This window comes from Candidatus Merdisoma sp. JLR.KK006 (genome assembly GCF_036941035.1).
Lineage (GTDB): Bacteria > Bacillota > Clostridia > Lachnospirales > Lachnospiraceae > Laedolimicola.
On sequence record NZ_JAYMNS010000018.1, the window covers coordinates 65,658 to 82,184 of the forward strand.

The window sequence follows — 16,527 nt, forward strand, 5'->3', positions numbered from 1 at the left end:
AATACCCTCCTTTTTCAATCTCTCTTTCCGGGGACGGCAAAAGCCATCCCCGGAAAGGCGAACATTCAGATAAACTTCGGGGCACAAATTGTAGCTTCGTGACCATGGAGCAATACTTTATCACCCGGCTTTAACGCACCCTTTTTACAAATAATCGTTCCATTATTAATCTCGTGCACATAGCTGTAGGTAATCTTCATAACACGGCCGATCTCTTCGCCGTCCACGTAAACCTTTTCACCCTCGTTTCCCATATTTCGGCCTTTGATGTGAATATCTGCATCTTCTACAGTAAAACCGACCACCTCTCGCCCGGGACCCTCCTCACGAACTTTTAAGAGAGCTTCCTTTCCGATAAATTCTTTTTCCCAGTTGATGCCACTTTCCAAGCCCACCTCAAAGGGATTTGTATGACGCAAATCCCGCATGTAGAAAAATCCGGCTTCACAGGGAAGTGTCCAGGCCATAACCTGAAATTCTGTTACCTCCCTGCCGCCTAACGTTTCAGCCAAGGCACACAGTTTCTTCTCCTGTTCAGGTGCATCTGCCTTGGAATAATAGATCTCATAGCCTACTTTCTCGCCTGTATAGCCTGCCCGATTGATATACACAGGAAGCCCATCGATCTCGTTGGCTTTTATCTGGAAAAACTTCTGGTCGTCCACAGGCTCCTTAACCAACGCATTCACCATTTCCAATGCTTTCGGTCCCTGTACCGCATACATTTCCCAGTCCTTGGTGATATCTTCCCACGCCACATCTCTCTCATCCTTATGGGCGGTAAACCATGCCTGCAGATCTACCTTAAAAAGAGTAGAGATCCAGAATTTCTGCTCTCCCATGCGGAAAACTACTACATCATCAATAATCCGGCCCGATTCATCCAGCATAGTCGTATAGCGTTCCCTGCCAATTGCCAGATTCCCTATATTCTTCGGAAAAATCATTTCCAGAAATGCTGCTGCATCCTTACCGGTAACCTCTATCAGCTGGTGCGTCCAAAGATACCAACCCACTGTTTTGCGAACCGCCATATGTTCGGATCGCTTCATATCGTCATATTTGTAAACATTTTTATACATTACAGGATATGGATATTTCATATTTTGCTCCTTTCTCTGACACGCCTAACAGAACTTGTCTACTTTCTTTGCAATCTTAATACGCAGCTTGCTTTCCGGAGAATCCTCCTCCCACAGAGACCACTGTGGATTTACCAGACTCTTTGTCATTCCATACCAGAACCAAAGATAAGCATCCGCCATCTTGGTTGAGCCGAAAGCACAGCTGTTTAACTCTTTGGGATCCAGCACATAGATACATTCCTCTTCATTGAATGCTTCAATCGTATAGTTAAAATGCATACTCTGCAGGAACATCTCCAAATAGCCGCCCATAAGACGCCCATCATCCTTACTGATGGAGTGAGGTACGCCCAGCCAGATTCGTAAGCCCTCTTTCGCAAAATCATCAATGAAAGTAGACTTGCCTGCTGCTTCCAGCACACAATGGATTACATAATCCACATGCTCGTTGGTTACCTTTCCCCCCCGGATAAGATCCTCAATTGTAGGCAGGATGTAGCTTGCCGCATTGGACATTGTAACCATAGGATAAGCACTCTTCCAGTTCTTCTCCATGTTGGTACCGTTGGAGAACAGGTAGTCGCAGTCTTCACGGAACATCATGGACTCTTCCACCGTATCCTCTTCCTTGGTAAATTTTATTTGATCTTCTGTCGCAACCGGCCCAAAGCACTCCCACTGTTCATGTTCCGGCATAGGGAACTTCTTCCGGCATTCTGCCACAATACGGCAATGTCGATCTCCAGCTCCTTTTGCCTCGACCATATGATACTCAATGTGCGGTCCGTCCGGACGCATTTTTGCCGCACAGTCCGCACATGCTTGAAGAGACTGTGTAGTAGAACGGCACAATTCTGTTCCTACCAGATCCCAATAACAGATATCCAACTCCTTTTCCGCACGGTAGGTGCCAAAATCATTTACACGACCGCACATCAAAAGATCCTCATCACCGGCATCGCCAATCAGGCCGCCTACGAAATTTCCCCGCATAAACGGATGCATATGAAGATTTTCCGCATTTTTCTCTCCATATCCGGGAATTGCAGTATTGACATAATAGAGACGATTGTACGCATTTGTGCACATAGCCTGGCTTCGTGCCGCATAATCCGGCTCAATAATCCGGAATGCCTGCATAATCGCCGCAGCTACAACATTTGTATACCTCTGGCAGTAGTGGGCGGCATCGTGATAAGAAATCATCTTATCCCAGGGGGATTTTACAGGATACAGACCTGTGCCAACCTCCTTTGGCAGGCGTTCAGTAATTTTCTTACTCATAACTTAGCTCCTTTCTTTGATTTACTCATTGTTGCACATTGTCTATAACTTATAAAAATATTATATATTTTTCCAGTTATTATGAACAGACTGCACAAAGATGAAAGTTAGAGATAACGCTAGAACATTTTTATGCCCATATTCATCAAATTTCACCCCCTGACAGTGCCGGATGCAAAATCAAGGGCACAAAACAGATACCGACAGGGCTTCTTAAGTCATCAAATCGTAGGCTTTTTGAGGAAATATAGATTTTGTGGAAAAAAAGTATTATAATTTAAGAAAATAAGCGTGGACAAACATAAGAAACTATTTTTGATTGTACTGCAAAATGATGTACAGCTTTTTCCCTAATGGAGGGTTCCCATGAAATTAAATTTGGAAATTATCCGAACCTATCTGCCTGAAAATGCAACTCTTAAGTCTTATAGCATCGAAACGCACAAGCTTATTTTCCGCCGCCCCATATTTTACGAGAAAGGCATGACACTCACGGAAGGATGTCTTTATGTCATGCGGGTAAAGGATCTGCCCGCCCCTGCTTCTGTTCCAGGCATAGGTATCATATGTGTGGGTGAACGAATCCCCTCCGCCTGGTTTACCAGCGGCATTCAAATGCTCTGGATTCCAACGGAGATCAGCCCCATTACTATTTTAAATCAGGTCAATCAGCTCTATGATCACTTTGATGACTGGGATGAAAGGCTGCGGGATGAATTGGAAAAGGAAACTGATTTTGATATTCAACGCCTTTTGCTTCTTGGCACTGATATGTTAGAGAATCCTATAAATGTAGTAGGAAATACACTTCAGTCGCTTTTTAATGTGAAATTTCAACCGGACAGCCACGGTAAAATTCATTACCATATTGACGATTATCCCCACGATATGGACTTAAACCATTTAGAGCTTGTCAAACAAGTATGCACTCTGGAAAGAGCTTTGACAACGCCCTATTTGTCATCCATTGATCTGCCGGATAGACAGTATTACTGCAACAATTTGTATCCAATGGGACATTTCGTAGGTTGTATCAGCATCGGAACCATTTTCCGTCCCTTTCGGGAAAGCGATTTTCCCTTGGCCGATCACTTTTTTTCCTATTTTCAGACAGCATTTTTCAAATACCTGCGTAATAACAGCCAGATACAATCTTCTGAGGAAACAGCCCTCCAAAAGCTTCTACGCCAGGAAAGTCTGACAAAGGATGAGAAAGCTCTGTTTCGCCTGAATCCAAATGAATCTTGGATCCTTTTCAAGCTCAAAGAAAAAAAGGGAAAAAACGCTCTCCCCAGAGATTACATGTACAGAACCTTAACCACCTTAATAGCACAGAATCTTTATGCATCCGTATTCCACAAAGAAATTATCGGGTTCATCCGTCTGCAGGAAAATGAGGAGACAATTCTGGATACCTTTGACACATTTATTGGACGCATGGATTACTATGCCGGCTTAAGCAACCACTTTCGTGAACTGGAGCATATCAACGACTACTTACTGCAGGCACACTATATGACGGAACACTACTCCCAACCACCTTATACACAAAATCTGTTCTTTTTTCAGGAGCACACTCTGGATTATCTGCTTCACACCTGCACCCTGGAAATGTCCGCTACATCTCTAATCCCCGGAAATCTCTTGTATTTGCTGGAGTACGACCAAAAGAAAGGAACCGAGTACATAAAAACCTTAGATGTCTATCTTCAAAACGAGATGAGCATCACCAAAACCGCAGAAGCTCTGTTCATTCACCGTACCAGCCTTATGAAACGTCTGGACAAGCTGATACGCCTGTTGGACGACGATCTGCACAGTCCAAAAACCCGGCTCACTTACCGCCTATGCCTGGCTATGCTGAAGAATGAGGGGATGAAATCTTTCTATTAGATTTCTTTCCGTCCATAATCTTGCAATAAACAACCGCCACCGCCGTACTCACAAACGTCGCCACAATCGCCGGTCCCACGATCGCCGCCGGATTCACGCTTCCATATTGACTGCGGTAGGCAATGATATTCACCGGAATCAGTTGCAGCGATGAGATATTTATAATGAGAAACGTACACATCTCATTGCTCGCCGTTCCCTTCGGTACCGGAGGACGGATGCCTTTGCTGCCTGCACGTACTCCCTCTTTTCGTCGTTCCTCCTCCAGTTCCTCCAGTGCTTCCATAGCTTTTAATCCTGCCGGTGTCGCCGCCCAGCCCAGGCCGAAGATATTGGCAATCACATTGGTTGTTATGTACTCTCTTGCCTTGTGACCTTTTGGAATCCCCGGGAACATAAAATTGATAAAAGGCTGCAGCTTTCTCGCCGCCTGTCGGATCATTCCGCTCTTTTGGGCGATCTCCATAAGCCCCACCCACAGGGACATGACGCCGGTCATGGTGATGCACAGGCTTACAGCATCCTTTGCAGAATCAAGAGCTGCTGTAGTAAGCTCTGGAAGCCTTCCCTGGAATGCGCCATATACAACACCCACAAGCAGCATAGCTCCCCATAAATAATTTAACATTTTACACCATTCTTAACTCTTTTACTATCAATATATTATCTTGTGTCCCGTCCCATGTTTTATCCCAATATTTTTCTTAATTTTGCACATTCTTTACGCATTTTAGCAAATTTTTCCACGGAAATTATTTTCATTTTTACTCGATATTTGTCAAAATTGGTATTGGAATATTGCGAACTTTTTGATATACTTACAAAGAAGAACGTGCTACTATCGCAGAAGGAGGAGACACAATGAAAAACACCGGTGTAGTTAGAAGACTAGACGAGCTGGGACGTATCACGCTTCCAATGGAGTTACGAAAGGTATTTAACATTGAAGAACGTGATTCTCTCGAAATTTATGTTGAAGACGACAAAATCATTTTAAAGAAGTATGCGCCAACGGATATTTTCACAGGAGAACGGGAAGATTTGATCGAATACCGCGGCAAGATGGTGTCTAAAAAGACCATAGAGGATCTTGCAAAACTTGCTGAATTGATTTAAATATCCGTAGTTGGAAACTACACTTATTACCAAACTACTGATTTTTCTACATACCAAACCGGGCCCATAGCTATGGAGCCCGGTTTTTTTAGCCATAATATTGTCTGTGTCTTAGGCAATGTCATTAAGTTAAGCTTCAAAAAATGACCGGCGTAGGGGATGAGGACCGCTTTACCACCGATGTGCTTGTGAAGGCGAAGCATTCCTATATCTCAGCTCTTATTTTGCTCCAGCAGCTCCTGATAAATATCTCTACGAGATACTCCCCGGTCTCTGGCTACCAACCGCATAGCTTCCTTATGCGTATTTCCCTGTTCCTCATAAAGCTCCATATGCTCCTCAAGGCTCAATTCCCGCCAGGCCTCCTTTTGTTCCTTAAGTATCTCCTCAGCCGCCTTTCCCTCAATAACCAGCACGCACTCTCCCTTAGGCTCTTCTGTCTCATAATAATGAACCGCATGTTCAAAGTCTGTCCGGAATGCAGTCTCATATTTCTTCGTAAGCTCTCTTAAAACCGTCAGTCTCCGGTTTCCCAAAAACTCATAAAGCTCCTTTAATGTCCTTCTAAGTCGGTGGGGAGCCTCATAGATAATGATGGTTCTCGTTTCCCCTGTTAGCTCCTTCATCACTACCTGCCGCTCCTTCTTATCCGCAGGAAGAAAAGCCTCAAAAGCAAAGCGTCTGGTACTTAACCCCGAGAGGGTAAGAGCCGTAATGCAGGCCGAAGCCCCCGGAAGAGAAGTTACTTCAATTCCCTCTTCTGCACACATTTTCACCAGTTCCTCTCCCGGATCGGAAATACCCGGAGTTCCTGCGTCTGTAATCAGCGCAATCTGCTTTCCCTGCCGAAGTTTTGCAATCAGCTCTCTGCCCTTTTCATACTTGTTATACTCATGATAACTAGTCATAGGGGTATGAATCTCAAAATGATTCAAAAGCTTAATACTGTTTCTGGTGTCCTCCGCTGCGATCAGGTCTACTTCTTTTAAAGTGTGAAGCACCCGAAGAGTAATGTCCCCCAGATTCCCAATGGGCGTGGCACATAAATATAATTTTCCCTGCATCTTTTAATCCTCACTCAAAAGCCCTTCCGCCGTGTAAGAGCATTTTGCATTCCATAGCAGCCATTCCTCACAGCCGCTGTCATAGACTGCCTGTATCTGTTCTCGGATCTGCTCTCCCTCATAGCTTTGGCGGTGTGAAATCCAGACAGCAGTAAAATCCTGGAGCCATGGGCGCACAACAGCTCTGTGTTCCCCTTTGGGAATCCCCGCAAGAATCTCTCCCGAAGCCTCAAGCGCTGCCGAAACTGTCTCATAAGGCATAAGATCCGGATACTCGATACCATACACTCCCTCCCTGTAATGAGAAGGATAGACCATGGGACAGATATAATCAAGATGCCTTGCCATGGCTCCATAATCCTGCCCTACAAGGGCTGCATCATTTTCATTGTCAATCACGGTTCCAAATACATCCGCCGACACCTGGATGCCAAGGGGTGAAAGCTGCTCATAGGCATATGCTGTAAACTCAGTAATAATATCTGTCTTAGATTTGCCCAAAGCCTCTGTACCGTAGTCTGCTTCCTCATCGGTAATCTCCGTAGGAAATCGAATGTAATCAAACTGAATCTCGTCAAAGCCTGCCAAAGCTGCCTCCTTTCCCAGATCGATAAGATACTCCCATACCTCTCTCTCGTAAGGGTTCACCCAGGCCAGACCATTTTTATCCCGAAAGATACTGCCATCCTTTTTGCGGATGCAAAGCTCCGGATGTTTGTCTGCCAATAGGGGATCTTTAAAGGCCACAATCCTTGCAATCAAATAAAGATCCTGTCCCTTCAAACGTTCTATTAGCTCTGGCAGATCTCTGATATATCTCACACCAGCCCCCATCTCTTCTACCATAGGCTGGTCCATCTTATACGTGACAATGCCCTCGTCATTCTTGATATCTATGACCATAGCGTTAAGCTCCGTATCTGCCGCAAGCTGCTCCCGATCCGCCATTCCCTCATGACCTGCCATGGGGCCGGTGATATAGATCCCCTTTACCTTCGGCAGATCTTTCTGCGGCACTATCTCTGTCTCCGAAAACTCTTCCTCCTGCTTCTGGTCCATAGCAGTGTCCGATCCTTCTGTAACTGCCTGCTCTGATTCTCTCGCCTCTTCTGGCATAGTCTGCTTTTCTTCGTCTGCGGCTTCCTCTTCCGGCTCCTCCAAGGGGACCGCCTGCTGTACTGCCGGCATCTCCGCTTCCGTCTGGCGGATACAGCCTTCCATAAGCACAAGCCAAAAGAGTGTTAAAACCGGCACAAGAATTCCTGCCTTCTTCAATTCTTTTCCTCCATCCAGCCGTTAAGCGCACCTACACAGCCATCCCATGCTTTATCAATATCCATAGATATCATAAATCTCATCCGTATAAACCCCCTGTGCTTTATATACAATCAGAGGTTTTTCCACCGTAATCCGGGATCTTCCGCCAGACAGCGCCTCAATAAGCACCATATTGGGCTCCTTATCCACAAAGGGATACACCAGACGCATTCGTTTGGGCTCCAGCTTATATTGCACCAGAAGGGTCAAAATCTCCGCCAGGCGGAATGGCCTGTGAACCAGGTAAAAACGTCCTCCCGGACGGAGTACCTTTGCCGTTTGGCCCACTACATCCTCTAGGGTACATAGGATCTCATGACGGGCAACTGCCTTTGGCTGCTCGGGATTTACCAGGCCGTGATTTCCCGTCATATAGGGAGGATTACAGGTAACTACATCAAAAGAAGCAGCTCCAAAAAGAGCTGCCGCTTCTTTTATATCTCCGGTCACAATAGAAACCGATTCCTCCAGATGATTGTATGCTACGCTCCGTCTGGCCATGTCTGCGCTTTCCTCCTGGATCTCCAGTCCGGTAAAATCCCGGCCTTGGGTTTTTCCCCGCAGCAGTATGGGTATGATTCCTGTTCCCGTTCCCAGATCCAGTACCCGTTCTCCCGGCTTTACCTTTGCAAAACCAGACAAAAGAACCGCATCCATGCCAAAGCAGAATTTCCGGGAGTTTTGAATGATCTGATATCCGTTCCTGTGAAGCTCATCCAGACGCTCCCCTTCCTTCAGCTCAATTGTCATCTAACTTTGATTTTCCTTCCTGGCGCTCCAGTGCCTCCAGCTTTTTCAGCTCCTTATCGGCAACATCGCCCTTTTCCTTTCTGCGTCTGGGACGGAATTTAAGATCGTCCACCTTATACTCCCGAATCTCCTTCTCGTCTCCCTCCAGGGTAACGATCACCTTTACCTTCTGACGAAGTACGTTGACGCTCTGCACCTCACCCTTCAGTCCGTCACTGGCGGTCACATGGTCTCCCACATTTGGCAGACGGCTGTTGAGTTCCTCGTAGGTTTCCTGCTCATGCTTTAAGCAGCACATCAGTCTGCCGCAGACGCCAGAAATCTTAGTGGGATTTAAGGAAAGGTTCTGCTCCTTTGCCATTTTAATGGAAACGGGTATGAATTCTGATAAATGGGTATGACAGCAGAGGCTTCTGCCGCAGATGCCAATTCCCCCTATAATCTTTGTCTCATCTCGAACACCGATCTGCCGCAGCTCAATCCGTGTCTTAAATACGGCGGCCAGATCCTTGACCAACTCCCGAAAGTCAATACGGCCATCTGCCGTAAAGTAGAACAATACCTTATTATTATCAAAGGTGTACTCTGCCTGAATCAGCTTCATCTCCAGATTATGCTTTCGAATCTTTTCCAAACAGATCTGAAAGGCTTCCTTTTCCTTCTGCCGGTTGGCAGCTTCTTTTGCATCATCCTCCGCAGTAGCAATCCGCATGACGGGCTTTAAAGGCTGTACCACCTTGGTTCCTTCAACTTCCTTGGTCCCTACTACTACATATCCATATTCCACCCCTCTGGCAGTCTCGACAATTACATGCTTTCCTTTGGGGATGTACAGCTTTCCGGGAGAAAAGTAATACACCTTTCCTGCATTCCGGAATCTGACTCCGATCACTTTTTCCATCTCAATTCTCCTTTATGGTCAGCAGAAGAAGTTCCATGGTCAGCTCAAAATTCACATTAGCTTTCAGACGCACCTTTGCCTTCTCCAGCGCTTCTATAATCTGTTCCAGACCCTCATAGGATATCTTTGTGGCCTGTAGACTAATATAATTGATCTCTTCTGAAAATACAAGGCTGTCCACCTGTCTGGTAGCCTTAAACAGTAAAACATCCCGATACCAGAGCGCCAACAGGTCCAGATAATCATTGATATCCGCCTTATAGTCTGATACCTTTCTTATCGCCTCTGTAATCTCCCAAAGCTCCATATCCCCCATATGGCGGACCAGATGAATTGCATGATCTTTAAGCTCTCCAAAATGCTCAGACAAAGCCAGCATCCGGGCCTTTCCCACATTACCTCTGGCAAAAGCAGTGCAAATATCTGCCTGATAATCGGGAACCCGCAATCGCTCCATCAAATAACTTCTTATCTGGCAGTCCTTTACCGGGCGCAGCTTTAAGGTTACACATCGGGATAAAATCGTGGGAAGAAACGCTTCCGAATTTGTAGTCAGCAGAAGAATCACGCCATAAGCCGGCGGTTCCTCTATGGTTTTTAGCAGCGCATTCTGCGCTTGAACTGTCATTTTTTCTGCTTCATCTATCAGATATATTTTATATGGGCTGCTGTATGGGCGAATCTGAATATCACCGCAAAGCTGCTCTCGAATATCCTCTACCCCAATAGATCCCGGCTTTTCATGGTGGACATTGATAATATCTGGCTGGTTGCTGCTGATTGCCTGCTTGCAGGAACGGCAGATTCCGCAAGGAGTAATTCCTCCCTTTTCACACTGCAGGGTCTGGGCAAAGGTTTGAGCAAGCAGATTCTTTCCCGCCCCTTCTTCTCCATCCAAAATATAGGCGTGGGAGATCTTTTTTAGACGAATGGCATTTTGCAGATGGCTGATTATCTCATCATGTCCTATAATGTCTTTAAAATCCGGCATGGAATCTCCCCCTCCTTTAAGTATGGTAAATTTAATTCCCATCTTTCACTGCTTACGAGCATAGTATAACACATCTCTTGTATAAAAGACAAACTTTTTACATTACCATTTGTTTCTGAATATAAGCAGTAATTTCCTGAATGCAGTCCTGAAGATTATTATTTAAAAATCTTCGCTCTATATTAGCCTGAAGGATTCGTTCTTCTGCAAAGTCTTTACTGTCTGTAAGAAATCTCCGACAAAGTTCAGCATACCTTGGCTGCTCCTGACTCCGCTCCCTGTCAAGGGCCCTTTGAAGACGTTCTCCATCCTCCACCTCAATGTAGACAGGAATTACTATATTTTCGCCATAATATTTTCGAACTGCCAGAAACGAATCCAACACTCCTATCATGACATAATGATAATGATCCAAATCAACATGATTTCCGGCGGCAGTAAAATACTTCCAGATTCCGTGAACTGTCTCATAGGTGCGCAGCTCAATAACTTTTCCCGCTGCCTCCATCCGCATCAGTTCTTCCTCATCCGTAAAATGGTATTCTACTCCTGGCGTCTCCTTTGCCCTCATGGGACGGGTAGTGTACGGAATTATCGGGCGAAGTCCGAGCTTTTTATTTTCCATCAGGTTTTTATATATGGTATCTTTTCCTGTAGAACTTTTTCCTAATATATAAAAAATTTTTCCCATTCTATTATTCTCCTACTGCCTGTCCATCGTGCACCTATTAGAAAGATGATTCCTTCAGCACTGCTATCCTTCCATTTGAATCCAAGCCATGCAGCCTGTGTCCTGCAGCAACACTTGTTTTTAGTATACTGCAAATTTGTTCCGTAAGAATCTCACCGGGAGCCACCAGCGGAATCCCTGGGGGATAAAGATATAGATATGCGCCGCAAATCCGATTCTGGCATTGGCTCACTCCCAGCCATTCCTTTTCCTGCTCCAATGCCATTCCCAGGGGTAAGGCAGACGTGGTTTTGGAAAGCTCATAATTTCTGCCGTCTCCTGACTGGTCTATTCGCTTGGTTCTTTTGTCTGTATCTAAAGAATACTCCAATTCATAAAGAGCATGATTTAACTGCCAAAAGTCTTCCTCCCTGTCAGAAACACTGGAAATCCCTGTCACATATAGATTTGTTGCCATTTCCATCTGCAGGCGATATTGCATCAGCAGGCGTCTGGAAAGCTCATATCCAGAAATCTCATTTTTTTGAGCGTAAATCACCAGTCTGGAATTATCAAAATCCCAAATTCCGGCTCTTCCTATAATCTCTTTTCCAACTAACTTCAATCTTTTTAACTTCCCACAGCTATCTCGAAAGTTTTCAAGCCGCTTTGTATATGCTGCAAATAGTGTCTGCCCCTGTTGCTCCATCTGCTCCATGCAATTATCAATAGATGCCATCAGTACATAAGAAGGGCTGCTGCTCTGATATACAGAAAGATAATAGTGCAGCCTCTCCCGATCCACTAATTCACCCTGCATATGCAGAAGCGCTGTCTGAGTGAGTGCAGGCAGAGTTTTATGTACACTCTGAATTACTACATCTGCTCCTGCTGTCAATGCATCCTCCGGAAAATAGGAAGAAAAGGGAAAATGCGCCCCGTGAGCTTGATCAACGATCAGAGGAACCCCATACTTATGGCACGTCTCTGCAATAGCCCTTACATTCAGGCAAATCCCCTCATACGTAGGCGACGTTATAAATACAGCTTGTATCTCTCTGTGTTCTGCCAGAGATTTTTCCACATCTTCTGATAATATTCCTCCGTTTATCCACAATTCTTCTAAGAATTGTGGATAAATATACCAAATCTGCAGATTTCTAAGTCCGGCTGCATGATAAGCGCTGCGATGGCTGTTTCTTGCCAGCAAAATCTGCCCTTCTGAGCGGGTACAGCCTGATATGGCACTTAAGACGCCAGCGGTACTTCCGTTTATCAGAAAATGCGTCTCATCTGCCTTATACAGTCTGGCCGCTCTTTCCTGAGCCTGTACTAAAATTCCATTTTTCTGAGGATGATGCAGATCATCAAATCCTTCTATTTCCGTAATATCTATCTGATAAGGAATTCCCGTTCCTCCCATATGCTGCTTATGCCCCGGCATATGAAATCCATAATAGCCGGATGCTCCATAAGCCATAAGCTTTTCATACAATGGCCCGTTTGATATATTCTCATCTCTCATCTTTGTTCACACAACTTCTTCCTCTAACAGGGCCGCCATTTTAGGAAACGGCTCTAAACTTCTTTTTAAAATTCCTTTCATGTAAGCAATCAAAATGCCATAATTGGTCATAGGTATATTTCTTCGTTTCGCCTGTTCTAACCGATACTGCATCTCCCTTTCCTGCAGCATACAGCCTCCACAGTGGACAATGAGCTGATACATAGAAAGCTCTTTTGGAAAATCTCCTCCGGATGTAAAATGAAACTCTGGTTTCTTCCCTGTATATTCTTCTATCCATCCAGGGAGCTTCACTGTTCCAATATCCTCACACTGGCGGTGGTGAGTACACCCCTCTGCAATCAGTATCCGATCCCCATTCTGTACTTTTTCTAATGCATAAGCCCCTTTAACGGCTTGAGAGAGACTACCCTTATAACGGGCAAACAAAATAGAAAAGGAAGTAAGCAAAATGTCCTTTGGCGTCTCTGCATCCACTTTTTCAAATACCTGGCTGTCTGTAATTACTATCTTAGGCTTCTGTCTAAAAAGTTTTAGTGTATCTTTAAGCTCTGTCTCTTTTACTACTACAGAGATTGCTCCAGACTCTAAAATGTCACGGATTGTCTGCTGCTGGGGCAGAATGAGCCGACCTTTGGGTGCGCTCTTGTCAATGGGAACCACCAGAACCGCTACATCCTGAGGCTTCAGCAAATCCCCTGCCAGCCGCTTTTGCAAATTCTTCTTTGGAATCATGTTTGCCAGCTGTTCCTTCAATTCCTGAATTCCCTGTCTGTTCTTTGCACTGACCCAAACTGCATTCGTTTTCTTAGTTCCAAAGGTTTTTGAACAAAGATCGCTTTTATTATATACAATTAGAAAAGGAATCTGTCTCTCTTTCAGCTCTTCCTCCAGCCTCTGTTCCACATAGTCGATGCCTGTCATCCCATCAACAACCAGAAGCGCCAGATCCGATTTTTTCAAAAGATCCCAGCTTTTCTCCGCACGAAGTTCTCCCAACTCTCCTTGATCATCCAATCCCGGAGTGTCTATGAAAAGAACCGGGCCAAGGGGCAAAAGCTCCATAGCCTTATAAACCGGATCTGTTGTAGTCCCCTTAATCTCAGATACAAGAGCTGTATTCTGATCGGTAATCGCATTGATCAAACTAGATTTGCCTGCATTGCGTTTTCCAAAAATACCAATATGGATTCTTTCTGATAAAGGGGTATTATTTAAGCTCATGGTCTCCTCCTGTCTATTGACTGTCAGCTTCTTTATCTTACTATAAAACATCAGGAATTGCTACCATACAGAAAAAATAATTATCAATCTGGTCTTGATCTAAAAAGCAGGAGCATTTATCTGCCCCTGCTTTCCGATTCCTTAAAAGATTCTTCTTACTGCAAGAATGTTCTTATAATTTGCTGGTGATGTATACTTAATTCCTGTAGCTGCTGTGCTGGCATGTACGATAGTATTGTTGCCGCAATAAATAGCTACGTGGCCGCTATAACAAATGATATCACCCGGCTGTGCCTCTGAGAGGCTTACTCCATATCCTACACTGCGCATTGCACTGGATGAATGGGGAAGGCCCACACCAAAGTTTGCATAAACACTCATTACAAACCCTGAACAATCCGCACCATTTGTAAGACTCGTTCCACCATATACATAGGGATTACCTACAAACTGACTTGCAAAGGATGCCACAGCATTTCCACTGCTGCTTCCGCCGCCATTACCCAAAACGGAATTCTGGCTGGCACCTGTCTTTGCTGCTACCGCTGCCGCCTTTCTCTTTCCTTCTTCCTTCGCTGCCTCTTCCTTCGCCAATCTGGCCTCTTCCTCTGCCTTAGATTCAGCCTGCACAAAATCTGTACGAAGATCTACAAATTCTTTGGATACCCAGCCATCACCTTCCTCAATGGATACCTGTACCCAGTCACCTTCTTCTGCAGTTACAGTCAGCTCTTCTTCTTCTCCAATCAAACCCAGGATGCTGGCTTCTGTGCTGGCTTCGCTTCTCACCCGTAAAGTTTCTGTTGTAACCGTAGCAACCCGACTTCCTACCTCTTCTGCCAAAGTCTCAGCCGCTTCACCAGTTACCACATAATCACCTTTTACATAACCCGTCACGCTTCCAGAAGTGATCTTATACCAACCGTCCACTTCTTCTTCAATGGTTCCGGCAGATTCATCATAAAGCTTTCCGAGAATCTCTCCTTCTTCATTGGGTAAACTCCTTACATTCACATAATCATTTACCTGTGCGATGCAGATGCCTTCATATTCGGAAGGAGTCAACTCATCTACCACCTTCTCATCTATTGTAGGATCTGCTGTATGTGCTTCTGTCAGCACCGATGCTATTCCTTCTTCTCCAAAAGAAGAAAGATTGCTGGCTTCCACCTTGATTCCTCCAAAACTAAAGCAAAGGGCTCCGGTCAAACATAATGTAGTCAATTTATAAATTATCATTGTTTTCAACTATCCTCCGTAAGATTCTCAACTTAATTATTACAAATTTGTTAAGACTTATGAAAGAATTATAACAGTATCATTACTTCTTGTCAACAGTTTCTGCTATTTTCTACGGTTTTTCCAAGATTTTCAATGCTGCTTCTCTTGACTTTCTTATCGATTTTGTTAAAATATAAGAAACGATAATCATTATCGTTATTAAAACACCTTTTACGCATTATTTCTATACATAAATCATGCGTAAATATAGGAAACACCTCACGGATATCCCTCTATGCAAAAAAGCATGGACAGATCAAGGAAAGGAGATTTTTATGACATCCTTGAAATACAGCCGCCAAAGAGAGTGTATCAAAAGCTTCTTGCTTTCTAGGTATGACCACCCCACAGCGGATACAATCTATATAAATGTAAAAAAGGAATTTCCCAATATCAGTCTGGGAACTGTCTATCGCAATCTTTCTCTTTTAACAGAGTTAGGGGAAATCATTAAGATTACCACAGACGGTGCTGATCGGTTTGATGCTCACTTAGAACCTCATTCTCATTTTATATGCAGGAAGTGCCGCAATCTTCTGGACATTCATATGGAAAATGAGGATTTTATCAACACAGAGGCTCAGAAAAATTTCCCGGGGCAGATAGAAGGACATACTGTACAGTACTATGGAATCTGCGGCGATTGCCTCCGCAAGTAATTACCAAAAAATATTTTAAATATCTCTTGACGCTTTTACAAATCTGTGCTATGTTAATAACAGTAATCATTACTATTTTAAAACACTAAAAATTCTATATAAGAAAAGGAGAATAAAAACATGAAGAAATTTGTATGTCAGGTATGTGGTTATGTTCACGAGGGAGATTCCGCTCCCGAGAAATGTCCCCAGTGCGGCGTTGGTGCGGACAAGTTCACAGAGCAGGCAGGAGGCCTTGACTGGGCTGCTGAGCATGTAGTAGGCGTAGCCAAGGGTGTCAGCGAGGATATTCTTGAGGACTTAAGAGCAAACTTCAACGGCGAGTGCTCTGAGGTTGGTATGTATCTTGCTATGGCAAGAGTTGCTCACAGAGAGGGATATCCGGAGATTGGTCTGTACTGGGAGAAGGCAGCTTACGAAGAGGCTGAGCATGCTGCTAAGTTTGCAGAGCTTTTGGGTGAGGTAGTTACTGACAGCACCAAGAAGAATCTGGAGATGAGAGTTGCCGCTGAGAACGGTGCAACCGCAGGCAAGTTTGACCTGGCTAAGAGAGCTAAAGCTGCGAACCTGGATGCTATTCATGATACCGTTCATGAGATGGCCCGCGACGAAGCTAGACATGGAAAAGCATTTGAAGGTCTGTTAAAGAGATACTTCGGTTAATTCACAGAGAAAGTTTAGGGTGCATCGGTTCTTCCCGACGCACCCTAAATTTTTGCTCTATCTCTTCTCATATGTACTTATACCTTTTACTTCCTTTTCGTTTT

16 protein-coding genes are annotated in these 16,527 nt (G+C 44.5%); 4 read left to right on the plus strand and 12 right to left on the minus strand.

Annotation, left to right across the window (positions count from 1 at the left end; translation table 11 throughout):
* Nucleotides 1–65: 65 nt before the first annotated feature.
* Nucleotides 66–1,103, minus strand: coding sequence for an aminomethyl transferase family protein (locus VSQ61_RS14215; protein ID WP_334345053.1), 1,038 nt, complete (start codon nucleotides 1,101–1,103; stop codon nucleotides 66–68).
* Between the two features lie 24 nt (nucleotides 1,104–1,127).
* Entirely contained in the window at nucleotides 1,128–2,369 is a 1,242-nt protein-coding gene (locus tag VSQ61_RS14220; RefSeq protein WP_334345054.1) for a hypothetical protein, read from the minus strand.
* A gap of 366 nt (nucleotides 2,370–2,735) precedes the next feature.
* On the opposite strand from VSQ61_RS14220, the gene VSQ61_RS14225 reads away from it, so the two are divergent.
* The gene (locus tag VSQ61_RS14225) at nucleotides 2,736–4,262 is read left to right on the plus strand and encodes a helix-turn-helix domain-containing protein (protein WP_334345055.1); all 1,527 of its coding nucleotides are present in this window, start codon (nucleotides 2,736–2,738) and stop codon (nucleotides 4,260–4,262) included.
* Here VSQ61_RS14225 and VSQ61_RS14230 read toward each other — a convergent pair.
* A complete protein-coding gene (locus tag VSQ61_RS14230) occupies nucleotides 4,225–4,890 on the minus strand; it encodes a nucleoside recognition protein (protein WP_334345056.1) in 666 nt (221 codons plus the stop codon). The genes VSQ61_RS14225 and VSQ61_RS14230 overlap by 38 nt on opposite strands.
* A gap of 233 nt (nucleotides 4,891–5,123) precedes the next feature.
* Between VSQ61_RS14230 and VSQ61_RS14235 the strand changes: the two genes are divergently transcribed.
* A complete protein-coding gene (locus tag VSQ61_RS14235) occupies nucleotides 5,124–5,378 on the plus strand; it encodes an AbrB/MazE/SpoVT family DNA-binding domain-containing protein (protein ID WP_160562882.1) in 255 nt (84 codons plus the stop codon).
* A 212-nt stretch (nucleotides 5,379–5,590) separates the two neighbouring features.
* Here VSQ61_RS14235 and rsmI read toward each other — a convergent pair whose 3' ends face one another.
* The 9 genes from rsmI to VSQ61_RS14280 all read right to left on the minus strand — a co-directional run bounded on the left by rsmI (nucleotide 5,591) and on the right by VSQ61_RS14280 (nucleotide 15,068).
* Nucleotides 5,591–6,442: a 16S rRNA (cytidine(1402)-2'-O)-methyltransferase gene (gene rsmI, locus VSQ61_RS14240; protein ID WP_334345057.1), complete on the minus strand. Its 852-nt coding sequence runs from the start codon at nucleotides 6,440–6,442 to the stop codon at nucleotides 5,591–5,593.
* A 3-nt stretch (nucleotides 6,443–6,445) separates the two neighbouring features.
* Nucleotides 6,446–7,717 carry a putative glycoside hydrolase gene (locus tag VSQ61_RS14245; protein ID WP_334345058.1) on the minus strand — a complete coding sequence of 424 codons (1,272 nt, stop codon included), beginning with the start codon at nucleotides 7,715–7,717 and terminating at the stop codon, nucleotides 6,446–6,448.
* A 54-nt stretch (nucleotides 7,718–7,771) separates the two neighbouring features.
* The gene (locus VSQ61_RS14250) at nucleotides 7,772–8,509 is read right to left on the minus strand and encodes a tRNA1(Val) (adenine(37)-N6)-methyltransferase (RefSeq protein WP_334345059.1); all 738 of its coding nucleotides are present in this window, start codon (nucleotides 8,507–8,509) and stop codon (nucleotides 7,772–7,774) included.
* Nucleotides 8,499–9,410, minus strand: a complete 912-nt coding sequence (locus VSQ61_RS14255) for a PSP1 domain-containing protein (protein WP_334345060.1) — start codon at nucleotides 9,408–9,410, stop codon at nucleotides 8,499–8,501. Before VSQ61_RS14255 ends, VSQ61_RS14250 begins: the two co-directional genes overlap by 11 nt.
* Before the next feature lies 1 nt (nucleotide 9,411).
* Entirely contained in the window at nucleotides 9,412–10,401 is a 990-nt protein-coding gene (locus VSQ61_RS14260; RefSeq protein ID WP_334345061.1) for a DNA polymerase III subunit, read from the minus strand.
* Between the two features lie 97 nt (nucleotides 10,402–10,498).
* Nucleotides 10,499–11,092: a guanylate kinase gene (locus tag VSQ61_RS14265; RefSeq protein WP_334345062.1), complete on the minus strand. Its 594-nt coding sequence runs from the start codon at nucleotides 11,090–11,092 to the stop codon at nucleotides 10,499–10,501.
* A 37-nt stretch (nucleotides 11,093–11,129) separates the two neighbouring features.
* Nucleotides 11,130–12,596, minus strand: a complete 1,467-nt coding sequence (locus tag VSQ61_RS14270) for an aminotransferase class I/II-fold pyridoxal phosphate-dependent enzyme (protein WP_334345063.1) — start codon at nucleotides 12,594–12,596, stop codon at nucleotides 11,130–11,132.
* Between the two features lie 6 nt (nucleotides 12,597–12,602).
* Entirely contained in the window at nucleotides 12,603–13,820 is a 1,218-nt protein-coding gene (gene hydF, locus VSQ61_RS14275) for a [FeFe] hydrogenase H-cluster maturation GTPase HydF (RefSeq protein WP_334345064.1), read from the minus strand.
* Nucleotides 13,821–13,961: 141 nt separating this feature from the next.
* A complete protein-coding gene (locus VSQ61_RS14280; protein ID WP_334345065.1) occupies nucleotides 13,962–15,068 on the minus strand; it encodes a C40 family peptidase in 1,107 nt (368 codons plus the stop codon).
* 308 nt (nucleotides 15,069–15,376) lie between these two features.
* Here VSQ61_RS14280 and VSQ61_RS14285 point away from each other — a divergent pair, with 308 nt between their 5' ends.
* Nucleotides 15,377–15,760, plus strand: a complete 384-nt coding sequence (locus VSQ61_RS14285; RefSeq protein ID WP_334345066.1) for a Fur family transcriptional regulator — start codon at nucleotides 15,377–15,379, stop codon at nucleotides 15,758–15,760.
* A gap of 120 nt (nucleotides 15,761–15,880) precedes the next feature.
* Nucleotides 15,881–16,423 carry an NADH peroxidase gene (locus VSQ61_RS14290; RefSeq protein ID WP_334345067.1) on the plus strand — a complete coding sequence of 181 codons (543 nt, stop codon included), beginning with the start codon at nucleotides 15,881–15,883 and terminating at the stop codon, nucleotides 16,421–16,423.
* Nucleotides 16,424–16,527 lie beyond the last annotated feature (104 nt).